The organism is Rhodococcus sp. Z6_132, assembly GCF_058133635.1.
Window position 1 is genome coordinate 505,438 of record NZ_JBYUNP010000002.1, and the last position, 15,798, is coordinate 521,235.

General features: G+C 72.3%; 15 protein-coding genes. 5 read left to right on the forward strand and 10 right to left on the reverse strand.

The window, feature by feature from the left end; genetic code table 11:
- Positions 1-67 precede the first annotated feature (67 nt).
- Together AC3YO9_RS09025 and AC3YO9_RS09030 are read left to right on the forward strand one after the other, a co-directional pair.
- Positions 68-1,093, forward strand: coding sequence for a FecCD family ABC transporter permease (locus AC3YO9_RS09025; protein WP_489983450.1), 1,026 nt, complete (start codon positions 68-70; stop codon positions 1,091-1,093).
- Entirely contained in the window at positions 1,093-1,920 is an 828-nt protein-coding gene (locus tag AC3YO9_RS09030; RefSeq protein ID WP_489982919.1) for a heme ABC transporter ATP-binding protein, read from the forward strand. The genes AC3YO9_RS09025 and AC3YO9_RS09030 overlap by 1 nt, the downstream gene beginning before the upstream one ends.
- Before the next feature lie 4 nt (positions 1,921-1,924).
- On the opposite strand, the gene AC3YO9_RS09035 is transcribed toward AC3YO9_RS09030, so the two are convergent.
- Positions 1,925-2,410, reverse strand: a complete 486-nt coding sequence (locus AC3YO9_RS09035; RefSeq protein ID WP_489982920.1) for a hypothetical protein — start codon at positions 2,408-2,410, stop codon at positions 1,925-1,927.
- A gap of 80 nt (positions 2,411-2,490) precedes the next feature.
- A complete protein-coding gene (glnA, locus tag AC3YO9_RS09040) occupies positions 2,491-3,924 on the reverse strand; it encodes a type I glutamate--ammonia ligase (RefSeq protein ID WP_127783377.1) in 1,434 nt (477 codons plus the stop codon).
- Between the two features lie 173 nt (positions 3,925-4,097).
- Here glnA and AC3YO9_RS09045 point away from each other — a divergent pair, with 173 nt between their 5' ends.
- On the forward strand, positions 4,098-4,550 hold the full coding sequence (locus AC3YO9_RS09045; RefSeq protein ID WP_489982921.1) for an RDD family protein: 453 nt from the start codon (positions 4,098-4,100) through the stop codon (positions 4,548-4,550).
- A 34-nt stretch (positions 4,551-4,584) separates the two neighbouring features.
- Here the strand turns inward: AC3YO9_RS09045 and AC3YO9_RS09050 are convergent, their stop codons facing one another.
- The 7 genes from AC3YO9_RS09050 to lpdA are packed head-to-tail and all read right to left on the reverse strand — an operon-like array spanning position 4,585 to position 12,443.
- Positions 4,585-5,322 carry a DUF4191 domain-containing protein gene (locus AC3YO9_RS09050; protein WP_127783375.1) on the reverse strand — a complete coding sequence of 246 codons (738 nt, stop codon included), beginning with the start codon at positions 5,320-5,322 and terminating at the stop codon, positions 4,585-4,587.
- Positions 5,323-5,374: 52 nt separating this feature from the next.
- A complete protein-coding gene (lipA, locus tag AC3YO9_RS09055; RefSeq protein ID WP_489982922.1) occupies positions 5,375-6,376 on the reverse strand; it encodes a lipoyl synthase in 1,002 nt (333 codons plus the stop codon).
- 46 nt (positions 6,377-6,422) lie between these two features.
- Positions 6,423-7,421 carry an oxidoreductase gene (locus AC3YO9_RS09060; protein ID WP_127783373.1) on the reverse strand — a complete coding sequence of 333 codons (999 nt, stop codon included), beginning with the start codon at positions 7,419-7,421 and terminating at the stop codon, positions 6,423-6,425.
- A gap of 20 nt (positions 7,422-7,441) precedes the next feature.
- Positions 7,442-8,197: a lipoyl(octanoyl) transferase LipB gene (gene lipB / locus AC3YO9_RS09065; RefSeq protein ID WP_489982923.1), complete on the reverse strand. Its 756-nt coding sequence runs from the start codon at positions 8,195-8,197 to the stop codon at positions 7,442-7,444.
- A 26-nt stretch (positions 8,198-8,223) separates the two neighbouring features.
- The gene (locus tag AC3YO9_RS09070) at positions 8,224-9,108 is read right to left on the reverse strand and encodes a TIGR01777 family oxidoreductase (protein WP_489982924.1); all 885 of its coding nucleotides are present in this window, start codon (positions 9,106-9,108) and stop codon (positions 8,224-8,226) included.
- 7 nt (positions 9,109-9,115) lie between these two features.
- Positions 9,116-11,008, reverse strand: coding sequence for a 2-oxoglutarate dehydrogenase, E2 component, dihydrolipoamide succinyltransferase (gene sucB / locus AC3YO9_RS09075; RefSeq protein WP_489982925.1), 1,893 nt, complete (start codon positions 11,006-11,008; stop codon positions 9,116-9,118).
- Positions 11,009-11,057: 49 nt separating this feature from the next.
- Entirely contained in the window at positions 11,058-12,443 is a 1,386-nt protein-coding gene (lpdA, locus tag AC3YO9_RS09080; protein WP_489982926.1) for a dihydrolipoyl dehydrogenase, read from the reverse strand.
- Between the two features lie 194 nt (positions 12,444-12,637).
- Between lpdA and AC3YO9_RS09085 the strand changes: the two genes are divergently transcribed.
- Positions 12,638-12,988 (forward strand): oxidoreductase, encoded by a 351-nt coding sequence (locus AC3YO9_RS09085; RefSeq protein ID WP_489983451.1) that lies wholly within the window; start codon positions 12,638-12,640, stop codon positions 12,986-12,988.
- A 39-nt stretch (positions 12,989-13,027) separates the two neighbouring features.
- Here AC3YO9_RS09085 and AC3YO9_RS09090 read toward each other — a convergent pair whose 3' ends face one another.
- Positions 13,028-14,548 carry a leucyl aminopeptidase gene (locus tag AC3YO9_RS09090; RefSeq protein ID WP_489982927.1) on the reverse strand — a complete coding sequence of 507 codons (1,521 nt, stop codon included), beginning with the start codon at positions 14,546-14,548 and terminating at the stop codon, positions 13,028-13,030.
- Positions 14,549-14,677: 129 nt separating this feature from the next.
- On the opposite strand from AC3YO9_RS09090, the gene gcvT reads away from it, so the two are divergent.
- Positions 14,678-15,784, forward strand: a complete 1,107-nt coding sequence (gene gcvT / locus AC3YO9_RS09095; protein ID WP_489982928.1) for a glycine cleavage system aminomethyltransferase GcvT — start codon at positions 14,678-14,680, stop codon at positions 15,782-15,784.
- Positions 15,785-15,798: the final 14 nt, after the last annotated feature.

The following is a 15,798-nucleotide window of genomic DNA, read 5'->3' on the forward strand; positions in this document are numbered from 1 at the left end:
CGTGGGGGAGGCCGCGCCGGCCACGCCCGCGCGCGGCGGGTCCCGCCGCGGGCGGCTGCAGCCCACGCTGCGCCGCACGCTGCTGCCTGTCCTGGTGCTGGCCACGGTGGCCGCGGCCATCCTCGCCGCCTGCATCGGGCAGGTCCCCACCTCGCCCAGCGAGGTGCTCGGCGTGCTGCTGCACGGGGTGGGCCTGGACTGGCTGGACAGCCCCGCCCACCCGGCGGCCACCGACACCCTCTGGCACGTCCGCTTCCCGCGGGTGGCGCTGGGGCTGCTGGTCGGGGCGGCGCTGGGCTGCGCGGGGGCCCTGCTGCAGGGCGCCTTCGCCAACCCCCTGGCCGAGCCCGGCGTCATCGGGGTGTCCTCCGGGGCGGCGGTGGGGGCCAGTGCCGCCATCGTCATCGGCGGCGCCGGCACCGCGGTGTGGGGCGTGGCCGGTGCCGCCTTCGTCGGTGGCCTGCTCACCACCATGCTGGTCTACGCGATGGCGCGCTCCCACCAGCGCACCGACGTGATCACGCTGGTGCTGGCGGGCGTGGCCATCAACGCCGTCGCCGGCGGGCTGATCGCGCTGTTCACCTACATCAGCTCACCCACCGCCCGCGACCAGATCGTGTTCTGGCAGCTGGGCACCCTGGGCAGCGCCACCTGGGAGGCGGTGGCCCTCGCCACCGGACCCATCGTGCTCGGAGCTCTCGCAGCCGTGCTGCTGTCGCACCAGCTGGACCTGCTGGCCCTGGGGGAGGCCCCCGCGCGCCACCTCGGCGTCAACGTGGAGCGGCTGCGATTGTCCGTGGTCGCCCTGGTCGCGCTGCTGGTGGCCGCCGCCGTGGCGTTCACCGGCATCATCGCCTTCGTCGGCCTGGTGGTGCCGCACGCGGTGCGCATGCTGGTCGGCCCCGGCCACCGGCTGCTGGTGCCCGCCAGCGCGGTCGCCGGTGCCCTGGTGCTGCTGGTGGCCGACATGGGCGCCCGCACCCTGGTGCACAACGCCGACCTCCCGCTGGGCATGCTCACCGCGCTGGTGGGCGGTCCGGTGTTCTTCGTGCTGATCCTGCGCACCCGCGCTCGCCAGGGCGGCTGGTCGTGATGCGCCTGCCCTTCGGGCGTGCCCCCGAGGGTGCACCGGCGACCGCGCCGGCCGGGACCCCGCTGCTCAGCTGCGCCGATGTGGTGGTGCGCCGCGGCGGGCGCACCGTGCTGGACGACTTCACGGTGCAGGTGCGGGCCGGGGAGGTGCTGGTGCTGGTGGGTCCCAACGGGGCGGGCAAGTCCACCGCCCTCGGCGTGCTCGCCGGCGACGTGGCACCCGCGGCCGGCACCGTGCAGCTGCACCAGCGCGAGCTCAGCCGGTTCTCCGACGGGGAGCGGGCCCGGCGCCGCGCGGTGCTGCCGCAGCAGCACGGGGTGGGCTTTCCCTTCAGCGCCCACGAGGTGGTGGCGATGGGGCGCCACCCCTGGGCGGCGACCAGCATGCCCGCTGACGACGAGCGCATCATCGCCGCGTCGATGGCCGCAGCCGACGTCGCCCACCTCGACCAGCGCCGGTTCACCGAGCTCTCCGGCGGCGAGCGCGCCCGGGTGGCGCTGGCGCGGGTGCTGGCCCAGGACACCCAGGTGCTGCTGCTGGACGAGCCCACCGCGGCGCTGGACATCGGCCACCAGGAGGCGGTGATGGACCTGATGCGCCGCCGCGCCGAGCAGGGCTGCGCCGTGGTGGTGGTGCTGCACGACCTGTCCGCGGCCGCGGTGCACGCCGACCGCGTGGTAGTGCTCGGTGACGGGCGGGTGGTGGGCTGTGGCAGCCCTGAGGAGGTGCTGCGCCCCGACCTGCTCTCCGAGCTCTACGGGGTGTCCATCGACGTCATCCGCCATCCCCGCACCCAGGTGCCCATCGTGGTGCCCACCCGCGGCTAGGAGCTCACGCCGAGGCGGCGGTCGGCTGCTCGAGCCGCCGCCAGGTGCGCCAGCTGGTGGGCCAGTGCCCGGCCGCCAGCACCACCACGGCTGTGCCCAGCCACACCGAGCGACCCCACGCCGCTGCGCAGCCCAGGGCAAGCACCGGCAGCACCGCCAGCGGCACCGGCACCCCGGCCAGCGGGCCGAACAGCAGCGACGGGTGCCGTCCGCGCAGCAGGTACCGCAGCCACAGGGCGTAGTAGCCGGCCAGCAGCGCCGCGGCCACGGCGAACCAGCCGTCCAGCGGCGCGGAGTACCGGTCGCCGGTCAGCGCCAGCGCCACCAGCGCCCCCGCCTGGCCCAGCCGCTCCAGCACGGTGAGCACCCGGTCGGTGGTGGTGGTGCCCGCACCCAGTGCCGCCAGGCCTTCCCGGGGCGGTGCGACCAGGAGCAGCAGGCTCGGGCCGAGCACGGCCACCCCGATCAGCAGCCCCGCCGTCGAGAACATCGCGCCACCCCTCCACACACACCAACGCCGAGAGCCCGCACCAGGACTGGTGCGGGCACTCGGTCGATCAGCTCAGGTGCTCAGCAGTCGTAGTACAGGGAGAACTCGTACGGGTGCGGGCGCAGCCGGACGGGGTCGATCTCGTTGGTGCGCTTCATCTCGATCCAGGTCTCGATGAGGTCGGGCGTGAAGACACCACCCTCGAGCAGGTAGTCGTGGTCGGCCTCGAGGCGGTCGATCACGGCGGGCAGCGAGGTCGGAGCCTGCGCGATGTCCTTGGCCTCCTCGGGCGGCAGCTCGTAGAGGTCCTTGTCCACCGGGGCGGCGGGCTCGATCTTGTTCTTCACCCCGTCCAGACCGGCCATCATCATGGCGGCGAAGGCCAGGTACGGGTTGCCCGAGGAGTCGGGGGAGCGGAACTCGATGCGCTTGGCCTTGGGGTTGTTGCCCGTGATCGGGATGCGGACGCACGCCGAGCGGTTGCGCTGGGAGTACACCAGGTTGATCGGCGCCTCGTAGCCCGGCACCAGGCGGTGGTAGGAGTTCACCGTCGGGTTGGTGAACGCCAGCAGGCTCGGGGCGTGGTGCAGGATGCCGCCGATGTAGTGCCGGGCCACGTCGGACAGGCCCGCGTAGCCGGCCTCGTCGTGGAACAGCGGCACGCCGTCCTTCCACAGCGACTGGTGGCAGTGCATGCCGGAGCCGTTGTCACCGAAGAGCGGCTTGGGCATGAACGTCACCGTCTTGCCCGCGGCCTTGGCGGTGTTCTTGATGATGTACTTGAAGCGCATCACGTCGTCGGCGGCGTGCAGCAGGGTGTTGAACTTGTAGTTGATCTCGGCCTGGCCGCCGGAGCCCACCTCGCTGTGCAGGCGCTCCAGCTCGAAGCCGGCGTTCTGCAGGTTGGTGGACATCGTGTCGCGCAGGTCGACGTAGTGGTCGGCCGGGGCCACGGGGAAGTAGCCACCCTTGTAGCGGGTCTTGTGCCCCAGGTTGGGGGAGCCGTCCAGCTCGTTCTCGCGGCCGGTGTTCCACCAGCCCGCCTCGGCGTCGAGCTTGTAGAACGTGCCGTTGGGCTGGGAGTCGAAGGTGACCGAGTCGAAGATGTAGAACTCGGCCTCGGCCCCGAAGAAGCAGGTGTCGGCGATGCCGGTGCTGGCCAGGTACTCCTCGGCCTTGCGGGCGACGTTGCGGGGGTCGCGGCTGTAGGACTCGCGGGTGAACGGGTCGTGCACGAAGAAGCTCATGTTCAGCGTCTTGGCGGCACGGAACGGGTCCAGGTGCGCCGTCGCCGGGTCGGGCAGCAGCATCATGTCGGACTCGTGGATGGACTGGAACCCACGCACCGAGGAGCCGTCGAAGGCGAGGCCGTCGTCGAAGACGTCCTGGGTGAAGGCCTTGGCCGGCACGGTGAAGTGCTGCATCACGCCGGGCAGGTCACAGAACCTGATGTCGACGTACTCGATGTCCTCGTCAGCCAGGTACTTCAGGACCTCTTCAGAATTTTTGAACAACCTAGTGGCTCCTTCGCTCGGTCCCGCGCGGCAAGAGCGTGCGGGTTTGCAACGGGCTCTGACTGTAAACAGGCCTTGTTGCCCGGTAGTCAACCGTATGTTTCGCCAATGTTACGGGGACGGGGCGGGAGGGGTGGTCCCTGCCCCGTGCGGGCCCGCCTACCCTGGACCGCATGGCACGAATCACCGGTTCCTGGCTGTCCGGATCGGCAGCGGGGCTGCCCATGGGAGCCGACGGCAAGCCCGCACGCTACCGGGGAGAACGCTTGGGGCTGCCCGAGACCGGGCCACGTGCGCTGGCCACCGTGGGCCGTCGGGCCGGGGGGCTGGCCATCGACTGGGCCATCGCCACGGTGATCGCCGCGGCGATCGGGTCGATGTCCTGGAACCTGGCCGTCTGGGCGGTTGTGTCGATCATCTCGGTGGCCTTGTTCTCGATGACGCCCGGCCAGGCCGCCGTGGGCATCGGGGTGGCCCGCGTCGACCGGGAGGCGCCGGTGGGGCTGTGGCGCTCCGTCGTGCGCGTCGCCCTGGTGGGGCTCGTGCTGCCGGCGCTGTTCACCGACGGCGACGGCCGCGGCGTGCAGGACCGGCTCACCAGCACCGCCGTGATCCGCTCCCGCTGATCCCGCGCTGACCGGGCCCCGGCACCCGGGTGTCCTAGCGGCGGCGGGCGGTGCGCTGCGGGTTGCGGATCTTGGCGCCGGCGGGGTTGGGGCCCTTGGGGATGGCCGGGCCACCGCCGCGCGAGCTCAGTGCCGACAGCCGGGAGTCGATGGTGTCCATCCGCTTGGTGTCGATGTTGCGAGGCAGCTTGGCCACGTGCCGCTGCAGCTTGCTCAGCGGAACCTGGCCCTCCTCGTTGCCCACCACGATGTCGTAGATGGGGGTGTCGCCGACCAGGCGGGCGACCTTCTTCTTCTCCTGCGCCAGCAGGCCCTTCACCCGGTGCGGGGCACCCTCGGCGACCAGGATGACGCCGGGACGCCCGACCACGCGGTGCACGGCGTCGAACTGGGTGGTGGCAGCGACGGCGGACTTGACCCGCCACGCGCCACGCATGTTCTCCAGCGCCCACCCGGCGGCACCGGGCTGGCCCTCGGCCTTGGTGTAGACGCTGCGCTGCAGGCGGCGGCCGAACACGACGAACGCGATGAGCACACCCATGACGAGGCCGAACGGCAGAGTGAGCCACTGGATGCCGATGAGGTAGCCGAGCCCGAAGAGCACCAGGGTGGTGAGCACCACGGTGCCCACCAGGATCGGCAGCAGCGCCTTGTCCTCCTTGCGCTGCATCTGGAACGCCTGCCACATCTGGCCACGACGCTCCTTCGACGCCTGCTTGCGCACGCGCCGAGCCTCTGCTTTTGCCGCCTTGTCGGGCTTGCCCTTCGCCATGCCTCCCAGGATACGGCGGAGGCACCCTCCGCTCGCCGCCGGTGGCCCGGAGTCAGCGCGCGAGCAGCGCGCTGGCCTCCTGGCGAGCCGTGCCGGCCTCGGCGAGGTGGCGCAGGTTCTCCGGCACGGCGTCGCCCCGGTGGGTGACGGCCTGGGTGAACAGCCGTCCGGCGCGGTAGCTGGAGCGCACCAGCGGCCCGGACATCACGGCGGAGAAGCCCATGGCGGTGGCCGCCTCGGAGTGAGCGATGAACTCCTCCGGCTTGACCCAGCGGTCCACGGGGTGGTGCAGCGGACTGGGCCGCAGGTACTGGGTGATGGTGAGGATCTCGCAGCCGGCCTGCTGCAGGTCCGACATCGCCTCGGTCACCTCGTCGAAGGTCTCGCCCATGCCCAGGATCAGGTTGGACTTGGTGACCAGGCCGTCCTCGCGGGCGGCGGTGATGACGTCCAGCGAGCGCTGGTAGCGGAAGGCGGGACGGATCCGCTTGAAGATCCGGGGCACGGTCTCCACGTTGTGGGCCAGCACCTCCGGGCGGGAGGAGAAGACCTCGGCCAGCTGGTCGGGCTGGGCGGTGAAGTCGGGGATGAGCAGCTCCACGCCGGTGTCCGGGTTGAGGTGGTGGATGCGGCGGACGGTCTCGGCGTACAGCCACGCACCGCCGTCGGGCAGGTCGTCGCGGGCGACGCCGGTGATGGTGGAGTAGCGCAGGCCCATCGCCTGCACGCTCTCGGCCACCCGGCGCGGCTCGTCGCGGTCGAGCGCGGCGGGCTTGCCGGTGTCGATCTGGCAGAAGTCGCAGCGGCGGGTGCACTGCTCGCCGCCGATCAGGAAGGTCGCCTCGCGGTCTTCCCAGCACTCGTAGATGTTGGGACAGCCCGCCTCCTCGCACACCGTGTGCAGGCCCTCCCGCTTCACCAGGCCCTTGAGCTCGGTGAACTGGGGGCCCATCTTCGCGGTGGTGCGGATCCAGCTCGGCTTGCGCTCGATCGGCGTCTCGGAGTTGCGGGTCTCGATGCGGAGAAGCTTGCGTCCCTCTGGTGCCACAGTCACGTCCCGGATCCTACGCCCGGCGAACGGACACCCCTGGGGCGGCGAGTCAGCCGTGCGAGATGCGGTTGGACGGTCCCGACGGGTGGATGAGGCTGGGCGCGGGAACGATGCCGGACTGCTGCCCGCTGAGCGACCACACCACCTTGGCCAGCCGCTCGTCCTGCGCGACGGGGGAGGGCCCGATGAGCTCTGGGGCGCCGCGCAGCTGCCCGAGCCCGGAGGGGCCGTAGTACTCGCCACTGAGCACGCCGGGTGCGGTGGCCGCGTAGAGCTGGGGCAGCGCACCCCGGCGAGGCGTCTGGCCCAGCAGGCCGATGCCGAACTCCGTGACGCGGCCGGTGAGGCTGCGCGGACCGCGCTGCATGCTGTTGGCCAGGTTGGTGGCGGCAAAGCCGGGGTGCGCAGCCACGCTCAGCACGTGCGGGGCGTCCACCCGCAGACGGCGGTGCAGCTCGAAGGCGAAGAGCAGGTTGGCCAGCTTGGAGCGGGAGTAGGCGGACTGCGGGTTGTAGTCGGCGCCGCGGCTCTGCGCGTCCAGGCGCAGCGGGGAGATCTTGGCGAAGCGTGCGGTGACGCTGGAGACGGTGACCACCCGAGCGCCCTGGGTGGCGGTCAGCGCGGGGTAGAGCAGCCAGGTGAGCGCAGCGTGGCCCAGGTGGTTGGTGGCCCACTGTGACTCGAAGCCGTCCACCGTGAGGGTCAGCGGCGGAGCCATGATGCCGGCGTTGTTGATCAGCGCGTGCACGGAGTCACCGGTGCGCTCGCGGATGTCGGCCGCGGCGTGGCGCACCGAGCTGAGGTCCCCCAGGTCGAGCTGCACCAGCTCGGGGCGCTGCCCGGTGGCGCAGGCGGTGACCTCCTCGAGCGCAGCAGCCCCCCGCTCGGGGTTGCGGGCGGTGATGAGCACCTTGCCCCCACGCTCGGCCAGCGCACAGGCCGACCGCAGACCCAGCGCCCCGGTCCCACCGGTCACCACGATGGTGCGGCCGCTCTGGTCCAGCATGTCGATCTCGGTCCACGTGGGGCGCGTCGCTCGAACGTTCATTCTCTATGCATACCCTGTGATCAGGGTTGGCTGCTGGCCAGGGAACCCAGGTGCAGGTCAAGGCCGGGTACCTGCAGGGGGCGCCGCGGCAGGTCCCTCTCGGTCAGCGGCAGCGCACCCTCGAGCGCGGCCAGCACCGCGGTGGTGACGGCGTCGACCACGTCGGCGGGCTCGACCTGCCGGTTCAGCTCGCGGGTGAGCGAGGTGACCCCGGCGTCGGTGATGCCGCACGGAACGATGCTGTCGAAGCTGCGCAGGTCGGCACTGCAGTTGAGGGCGAACCCGTGCAGGGTGACCCCGCGCTGCACCCGCACGCCGATGGCGGCGATCTTGCGCTCGGGCTGGGTGCTGGTGGCCGCCAGCCACACCCCGGACCGGCCGTCCACGCGTCCCGTGGGCACGCCGAGGTCGTCGCAGACGGTGATCAGGGCCTGCTCCAGGCGCCGGACGTAGTCCACCACGTCGAGCGGCTCGGCCAGCCCGATGATGGGGTAGCCGACCAGCTGGCCGGGGCCGTGCCAGGTGATCTTGCCGCCGCGGTCCACGTCGATCACCGGGGTGCCGTCGGTGGGGCGCTCCTCGTCGGTGGTGCGCCGCCCCGCGGTGTACACCGGCGGGTGCTCCAGCAGCATCAGTGTGTCCGGACCGGTGCCGTCGGCGCGGGCCGCAGCGTGGGCGCGCTGCAGGGCCAGGGCCTCGGTGTAGTCGAGGAGTCCGTGCCGGGAGACCACCACGGCGTCGTGGCCGGCCCGCAGCGAACGGGTGGGTGCGCTCATGGGCGCACACGCTACGCCCGGCGCGCTCAGCGGCAGGCTGCCCGTAGGGCGGACGCCACGTCAGCGTGCCGGAACCGGTAGCCGGCCTGCTGCAGCACCGCGGGCACGGCCCGCTGCCCGGCCAGCACGCCCTCGGTGGCGAACTCCCCGAGCGCGGCGCGCAGGGCGAAGCCGGGCACCACCCACGGGGCGGGGCGGTGCAGCACCGCGGCGAGCGCACGGGAGAACTCGGCGTTGGTGACCGGCGCCGGCCCCGTGACGTTCATCGGGCCGGAGATGGCCGGGTTCTCCAGCGCGAAGGCGATGGCGGCGACCTGGTCGTCCAGGGAGACCCACGGGTAGTACTGCCGGCCGCTGCCCAGGCGCCCGCCCAGACCCAGGGAGTACAGCGGCTTGAGCCGGCCCAGCAGTCCGCCGCTGGGGGCGAGGACCAGCCCGGTGCGCAGCAGCACCACGCGGGCGGCCGCTGCCGCGGGCAGGGCGGCGCCCTCCCAGTCGGCGCAGACCTGGGAGAGGAAGTCCGGTCCGGCCGGGGACGCCTCGGTGACCACCGCGTCGCCGGTGTCGCCGTAGTAGCCGACGGCACTGGCACTGAGGAAGGTGGGCACGCCCTGGGCGAGCACTGCCCGGGCCAGCACCTCGGTGGGTGCGATGCGGCTGTCCCGGATCTGCTGCTTGTAGCTGCCGGTCCAGCGCTTGTCGCCGATGCCGACGCCGCAGAGGTTCACCACGGCGTCGGCACCGTCGAGCGCGGCGTCGGCACCGTGGCCGGCCGCAGGGTCCCACTCGTGCTCGTCGCCGGCTCCCGCCGTGCGCCGGACCAGCCGCAGCACCTCGTGCCCACCTGCGCGCAGGTGAGCCATCAGGGCTGTGCCGATCAGGCCGGAGGAGCCGGCGACGACCACGCGCATCGTGGCGCTACAGACCGAGGTCAGCCTCGAACGCTGCGTCCTCCAGTCGCTGCTTGACCGTGGTCAGGAAGCGTCCGGCGTCGGCACCGTCGATGAGGCGGTGGTCGTAGGTGAGCGGCAGGAAGCACATCGACCGGATCGCCAGCGAGTCGTTGCCGAGCTCGTCGGTGACCACGACCGGCCGCTTGACGATGGCGCCCGTGCCCAGCATGCCCGCCTGCGGCGGGACCAGGATCGGGGTGTCGAACAGGGCGCCCTGGCTGCCGATGTTGGTGATGGTGAACGTGCCGCCGGAGAGCTCGTCGGGCTTGAGCTTGTTGTTGCGGGTGCGGTCGGCCAGGTCGGCGATGGCCCGGGCCAGCCCAGCCAGGGACAGGTCGCCGGCGTTGTGGATCACCGGGGAGAGCAGCCCGTTGGGGGTGTCCACGGCGATCGCCAGGTGCACCGCGCCGTGGTAGGTGATCTCCTTGGCGTCCTCGTTGTAGGAGGCGTTGACGTTGGGGTGCGCCTTGAGCGCCTCCACCACGGCCTTGGCGAAGAACGGCAGGAACGTCAGGTTGACGCCCTCGGACTTCTGGAACGAGGCCTTGGCCCGCGTGCGCAGCGCCGCCACCCGAGACATGTCGACCTCGAAGGTCTGGGTGAGCTGCGCGGTGGTCTGCAGCGACTCCCGCGTCTTGGTGGCGGTGATCTGCCGGATCCGGTTGGCCTTCTGCTTGGTGCCACGCAGGGCGGCCAGCTCGGGACGCACGCCAGCGGTGGCCGCGGGGGAGCGGCCGGTGTCGCTGGTGCTGGCGGCCTCCTCGGCCGGAGCGGCCTGCTGGGAGTCGGCGTCCTTGGCCTCGGCGGCGGCGAGCACGTCCTGCTTGCGGATGCGGCCACCCACCCCGGTGCCGGTGAGCGAGTCGAGGTCCACGCCCTTCTGGTTGGCGAGCTTGCGCACCAGCGGGGTCACGTAGGGCGCGGAGCCCTTGTCCCCCGCCGAGGTGCTCGCGTCCGGCTTGGACTCGGCGGGCTTGGGCTCGGCGGGCTTGGGCTCGGCGGGCGTGGACTCGGCCTTGGCCGGCTCGGCCGCCTCCTGCTCCTCGGCGGCCTCCTCCGCGGCGTCGTCGGTCTCGGCGCGCTGCGCCGTCTCGTCCTGGGTGGCCTCGCCCTCGGCGGTCTCCTGCTCGGGCTCGCTGTCGTCGGTGTCGTCGGCCCCGGCGGAGGCGTCGTCGGCGGAGCCGATCTTGCCCAGCACCCCGCCGACCTCGACGGTGTCGTCCTCGGCGGCGGTCTGCTCCAGGAGCACGCCGGCCACGGGGGAGGGGATCTCGGTGTCGACCTTGTCGGTGGAGATCTCCACCAGGGGCTCGTCCACGGCGACCTCGTCACCGACCTGCTTGAGCCAGCGGGTGATGATGCCCTCGGTGACGCTCTCGCCCAGCTCGGGCATGGTCACGTCGGTGCCGGAGCCACCCTTGTTGGGCTTGGCGCCACCGGCCGGTGCCTGCTCAGCCTCGTCCTGGTCCTGGCTGGACTCCTCAGCACCGGACTCCTCGGTGCTCGACTCCTCGGCGCCGGACTCCTCGGCCTCGGGCTCCGCAGCGGAGTCCTCGTCCTCGGTGCTGTCCTGCTCGGCGGTGTCGTCGGCGGAGTCCCCACCGTCGTCGGTGGACTCACCCTCCTCGGCGATGACGGCGAGCTCGGCGCCGATCTCGACCGTCTCGTCCTCGGCGGCGACGATGCGCTGCAGCACGCCGGCGGCCGGCGAGGGGATCTCGGTGTCGACCTTGTCGGTGGAGACCTCGAGCAGCGGCTCGTCGACGGCTACCGTGTCGCCCTCCTGCTTGAGCCAGCGGGTGACGGTGCCCTCGGTGACGCTCTCACCGAGGGCCGGCATCTGGACGGAGAAGGCCATTTCGTCTGACTCCTCGTCAGTCGTAGCGGAGTGAAGCTGTTAACGGTGGTTAGGAGTGTGCGTGCAGGGGCTTGCCGGCCAGCGCCAGGTGCGCCTCGCCGAAAGCCTCTGACTGGGTGGGGTGGGCGTGGATGAGCTGGGCAACGTCGTCGGCGTAGGCCTCCCAGTTGTAGACCAGCTGAGCCTCCCCGATGAGCTCTCCGACGCGGGCGCCCACCATGTGCACGCCCACCACGGGACCTTGCTCGTCCTTGCCGCCGGCGCGGATGAGCTTGACGCCGCCGGAGGTCTTGAGGATCTGGCTCTTGCCGTTGCCGGCGAGGTCGTAGACGACGGTGCTGACCTCGCCGAACTTCTCCTTGGCCTGGGACTCGGTGAGCCCGACCGAGGCGACCTCGGGGTTGGAGTAGGTGACGCGGGGGATCCCGGTCTCGTCGATCGGCGCCGGCTCCAGGCCGGCGAGGTGCTCGGCCAGGTAAACACCTTGGGCGAAGCCCCGGTGGGCCAGCTGCAGGCCGGGGACGATGTCGCCCACGGCGTAGACGCCGTCCAGGCTGGTCTTGAGGTGCTCGTCGGTGAGGACGAAGCCGCGATCCATCTCCACGCCGGCCTCGGCGAAGCCGATGTCGGCGGTGCGGGGTCCGCGACCCACGGCCACCAGCAGCAGGTCGGCCTCGAGGGGGTCGCCCTTCTCGAGGCTGACCGTGACGCCGGAGTCGGACTGCTCCACGCCGGTGAACTTCACGCCGGTCTTGAAGGTGATGCCACGCTTGCGGAACGCCCGCTCGAGCTGCTTGGAGGACCACTCGTCCTCCAGCGCGACCAGGCGGGGCAGCGCCTCCACCACGGTGACCTCCGCGCCGAAGGAGCGCCACACGCTGGCGAACTCCACGCCGATCACGCCGCCACCGAGCACCACCACCCGCTCGGGCACGTAGTCGAGGTTGAGCGCCTGGTCGCTGGTGACCACGCGACCGGTGATCTCCAGGTCGGGCAGGCTGCGGGCGTAGGAGCCGGTGGCCAGCACGACGGCCTTGGTGGCGGTGTAGCGCTCGCCGTCCACCTCCACCGTGGTGTTGTCGACCAGCCGGCCGGTGCCCTCCACGACGGTGATCTTGCGGCTCTTGACCAGGCCCTGCAGTCCCTTGTAGAGCTTGGCGATCACGCCGTCCTTGTAGGAGTTGACGCCGCTCATGTCGATGCCCTCGAGGGAGGTCTTCACCCCGAAGGCGTCACCCTCACGGGCGGAGTCGGCCACCTCGGCCGCGTGCAGCAGGGCCTTGGTCGGGATGCAGCCCTTGTGCAAGCAGGTGCCACCCACCTTGTCGTTGTCGATCATCGTGACCGTGAGGCCCAGCTCGGCCGCGCGCAGCGCGCAGGCGTACCCGCCGGAACCTCCGCCGAGGATCACCAGGTCGGTGGCTTCGCTCAACATCGTCTCCTCTTCGTCGTCGCCGCACGTCCTGCTGTCCAGCACCGGAAGTGCGGCGTCTCGCCGGTGGGACGGGTGGTGCAGCAGGTGCCCGGTCATCCTTTCACTTCTCCAACTCGGCCGGGTGGCGAGGTGGCACTATCGACCCGCTCAGTGCCACAACGGCAGTGCGGGCAGACGTGACCGGGGGACACACGGTGGGGATGTTCAGGCGGCGACGCCGCGACGTGACGGCGACCAACCGGTGGCAGCGGGCCGAGCCCGCGGACGGGCGTCATCTGCGGTCATGGGCGCGCGAGCACCTCGGGGTGGAGGCCTACGTCGAGCCGGCCACCGCGGTGACCGGGATGACGGTGGTGCTGGTGGCCCACGACGGGGAGTGGACGCGCCGCCGCGTCGACGGCCCCGACGCGGCGCGCCGGCTGGGCAAGGACCTGAGGATCCCGGTGTACGACGTGCACCGGGTGGGCTACCCGCAGCGGATGCGGGACCACGACGCCCGCCTGCGCATCGTGCGCAGGCGGGCGGCCGGGTTGTCCGGGGGCTGATCTGGGCCTTTGCTGACGCGAGTCCCCGCCGCGAGCGGATCAGCCGTGCTCGGCGATGTCCTCCAGGACGGCGATCATGGTGCGCACCGGAACGCCGGTGCCGCCCTTGCCGGTGTAGCCGTGCGGGCTGCCGGTGTTGTACGACGGGCCGGCGATGTCGATGTGCGCCCACTGCACCCCGTCGGCCACGAACTCCTTGAGGTAGGTGCCGGCCACCAGCATGCCCGCCCAGCGGTTGCCCGCGACGTTGGCCAGGTCGGCGATGGGGGAGTCCAGCTCGGCGCGCAGCTCGGCGGGCAGCGGCATGGCCCAGCCGCCCTCGCCGACCTCGCGGGAGATCACCGCGACGCGGTCCCGGAACGACTCGGTGCCCATCACGCCGGGGGTGCGGTTGCCCAGGGCGACCATCTGCGCGCCGGTGAGGGTGGCGGTGTCGATGAGGTAGTCGGGGTTGTCCTCGCAGGCCCGCACGATCGCGTCGGCCAGCACGAGGCGGCCCTCGGCGTCGGTGTTGAGCACCTCCACCGTGGTGCCGCCGTACTGGGTGAGCACGTCGCCGGGGCGCTGCGCGGTGCCGGAGGGCATGTTCTCCGCCATCGGCACGGTGGCGGTCACGTTGATGGGCAGCGCGAGCTGTGCGGCCAGCACCACGGTGGCGACCACGGCGGCGGCACCGGACATGTCGGAGGTCATCGCGTCCATCCCGGCGGCGGGCTTGATGGAGATGCCACCGGTGTCGAAGGTGATGCCCTTGCCGACCAGCGCCACCGAGGGCTTGCCCCGCTTGCCGCCGGTGTAGGACAGCCGCACCAGGCGCGGGGGCCGGCTGGAGCCCTGCCCCACCCCGAGCAGGCCGCCGTAGCCCCCCTTGGCCAGGGCCTTCTCGTCCAGGACCTCGACCTTGAGCCCGGCGGCCTTGCCCAGGGCGGCGGCCCGGTCGGCGAAGGAGGCGGGAAACAGGTCGTTGGGCGGGGTGTTGATCAGCTCGCGGGCGGTGGCCACCGCACCACCGATCGCCGTGGAGCGGGCCAGCGCGGCCTTGGTGGCGGAGTCGGCGGCGTCCGGCACCACCAGGTCCATCCGGGCCATCGGCGCCTTGCCCGCCTCGGACTTGTACGCGGTGAACACGTAGCTGCCCAGGATGACGCCCTCCGCGGTGGCGCCCAGGTCCACCGTGGACAACGTGGTGGCGGCGCGGGCGGTGCCGGCCAGCGCGCGCGCGGCCACGCCGGCGGCGCGACGGACCTGCTCGCCGGTGGGGGCGCTGGTGCCCTCCTCCAGCGCGCCGAGCCCGACCGCGAGCAGCGTGGCGGCGCCCACCGCACCCCGAGTCGGCAGCTTGGTCACCTCACCGGCCGAGCCGGTGGCACCGAGGACGGCGAGCTCGGCGAGCAGCTCGCTGCCCCCGAGCACGTCCGCGCCCACCAGCTCGGGGCTGGGGGAGTCGCCGTTGGAGCCCTTCAGCAGCCCGACGACCAGCACGTCGACGCCGCCCTCGACCTCCTCGACCAGCCGCAGCTCAGGGGTGGTGGGCAGGGCCTTGGCTGGTTGAGCGCTCACGTGGTGACTCCTTGGGATGGTCTGCGGGAACAACGCGTGTCTCTGTCCGGTGATGCTAGTGCCGGGCCGGCAGCGGCGTCCGGGCTGCCGCCAGCGGTTCGCACCGGCACCGCGGGATACCGTCAGCACGTGGACGAACAGTCGAGCCAGCTGCGGCAGAGCCCGGTGCGCGACCAGCACGTCGCGCTGGGCGCCACCTTCGCCCCGTTCGGTGGCTGGGAGATGCCGGTGTCCTACGCCGGGGTGGTCGCCGAGCACACCAGCGTGCGCGAGGCCGTCGGGGTGTTCGACGTCAGCCACCTGGGCAAGGCCGCGGTGCGCGGACCGGGTGCGGCCGAGCTGGTCAACCGCTGCCTCACCAACGACCTGGGCCGCATCAGCCCCGGCCAGGCGCAGTACACCCTGTGCTGCACCCCCGACGGCGGCGTGGTGGACGACCTCATCGCCTACCTGGTGAGCGACGACGAGGTGTTCCTGGTGCCCAACGCCGCGAACACCGCCGCCGTCTGTGCCGCGCTGTCCGCAGCGGCGCCCGCGGGGGTCACCGTCACCAACGAGCACACCGGCCACGGCGTGCTGGCCGTGCAGGGTCCCCGCTCGGCGGAGGTGCTCGCCCAGCTGGGCCTGCCGCAGGACATGGACTACATGGCCTTCGCCGACGCGCAGTGGCAGGGCCGGGCGGTGCGGGTGTGCCGCACCGGCTACACCGGTGAGCACGGCTACGAGCTGCTCCCGCGGTGGGCCGACACCGCCGAGCTGTTCGCTGCGCTGCTGGCTGCGGCCGAGCCGCTCGGGGGACAGGCGTGCGGGCTCGGCGCCCGGGACACGCTGCGCACCGAGATGGGCTACCCGCTGCACGGCCACGAGCTCACCGCCGACATCACCCCGGTGCAGGCGCGGGCGGGCTGGGCCGTCGGCTGGGGCAAGCCGGAGTTCTGGGGAAAGCAGGCGCTGGAGGCGGAGAAGGCGACCGGTCCGGTGCGCCGGACCTGGGGCCTGCGGGCCAGCGGGCGCGGTGTGCCACGGGCGGACATGCCGGTGCTCGTCGACGGCGTGCAGGTCGGCCGCACCACCTCCGGGACGTTCTCGCCGACCCTGCGCACCGGCATCGCGCTGGCGCTGCTGGACACCGTCGCGGGCTTGTCGGCGGGCAGCCAGGTGGTGGTGGACGTGCGCGGGCGCAGCCTGCCCTGCGAGGTGGTGGCGCCACCGTTCGTCCCGGCGCACACCCGCTGACCGGCGGGTACTAC

What these genes read in the sequence shown, in the direction of transcription:
- AC3YO9_RS09030 (WP_489982919.1), top strand. Translation starts at nt 1,093, where the DNA reads ATGCGCCTGCCCTTCGGGCGTGCCCCCGAGGGTGCACCGGCGACCGCG.
- AC3YO9_RS09035 (WP_489982920.1), bottom strand. Translation starts at nt 2,410, where the DNA reads ATGTTCTCGACGGCGGGGCTGCTGATCGGGGTGGCCGTGCTCGGCCCG.
- AC3YO9_RS09045 (WP_489982921.1), top strand. Translation starts at nt 4,098, where the DNA reads ATGGCACGAATCACCGGTTCCTGGCTGTCCGGATCGGCAGCGGGGCTG.
- AC3YO9_RS09050 (WP_127783375.1), bottom strand. Translation starts at nt 5,322, where the DNA reads ATGGCGAAGGGCAAGCCCGACAAGGCGGCAAAAGCAGAGGCTCGGCGC.
- AC3YO9_RS09060 (WP_127783373.1), bottom strand. Translation starts at nt 7,421, where the DNA reads ATGAACGTTCGAGCGACGCGCCCCACGTGGACCGAGATCGACATGCTG.
- lipB (WP_489982923.1), bottom strand. Translation starts at nt 8,197, where the DNA reads ATGAGCGCACCCACCCGTTCGCTGCGGGCCGGCCACGACGCCGTGGTG.
- AC3YO9_RS09070 (WP_489982924.1), bottom strand. Translation starts at nt 9,108, where the DNA reads ATGCGCGTGGTCGTCGCCGGCTCCTCCGGCCTGATCGGCACAGCCCTG.
- sucB (WP_489982925.1), bottom strand. Translation starts at nt 11,008, where the DNA reads ATGGCCTTCTCCGTCCAGATGCCGGCCCTCGGTGAGAGCGTCACCGAG.
- lpdA (WP_489982926.1), bottom strand. Translation starts at nt 12,443, where the DNA reads ATGTTGAGCGAAGCCACCGACCTGGTGATCCTCGGCGGAGGTTCCGGC.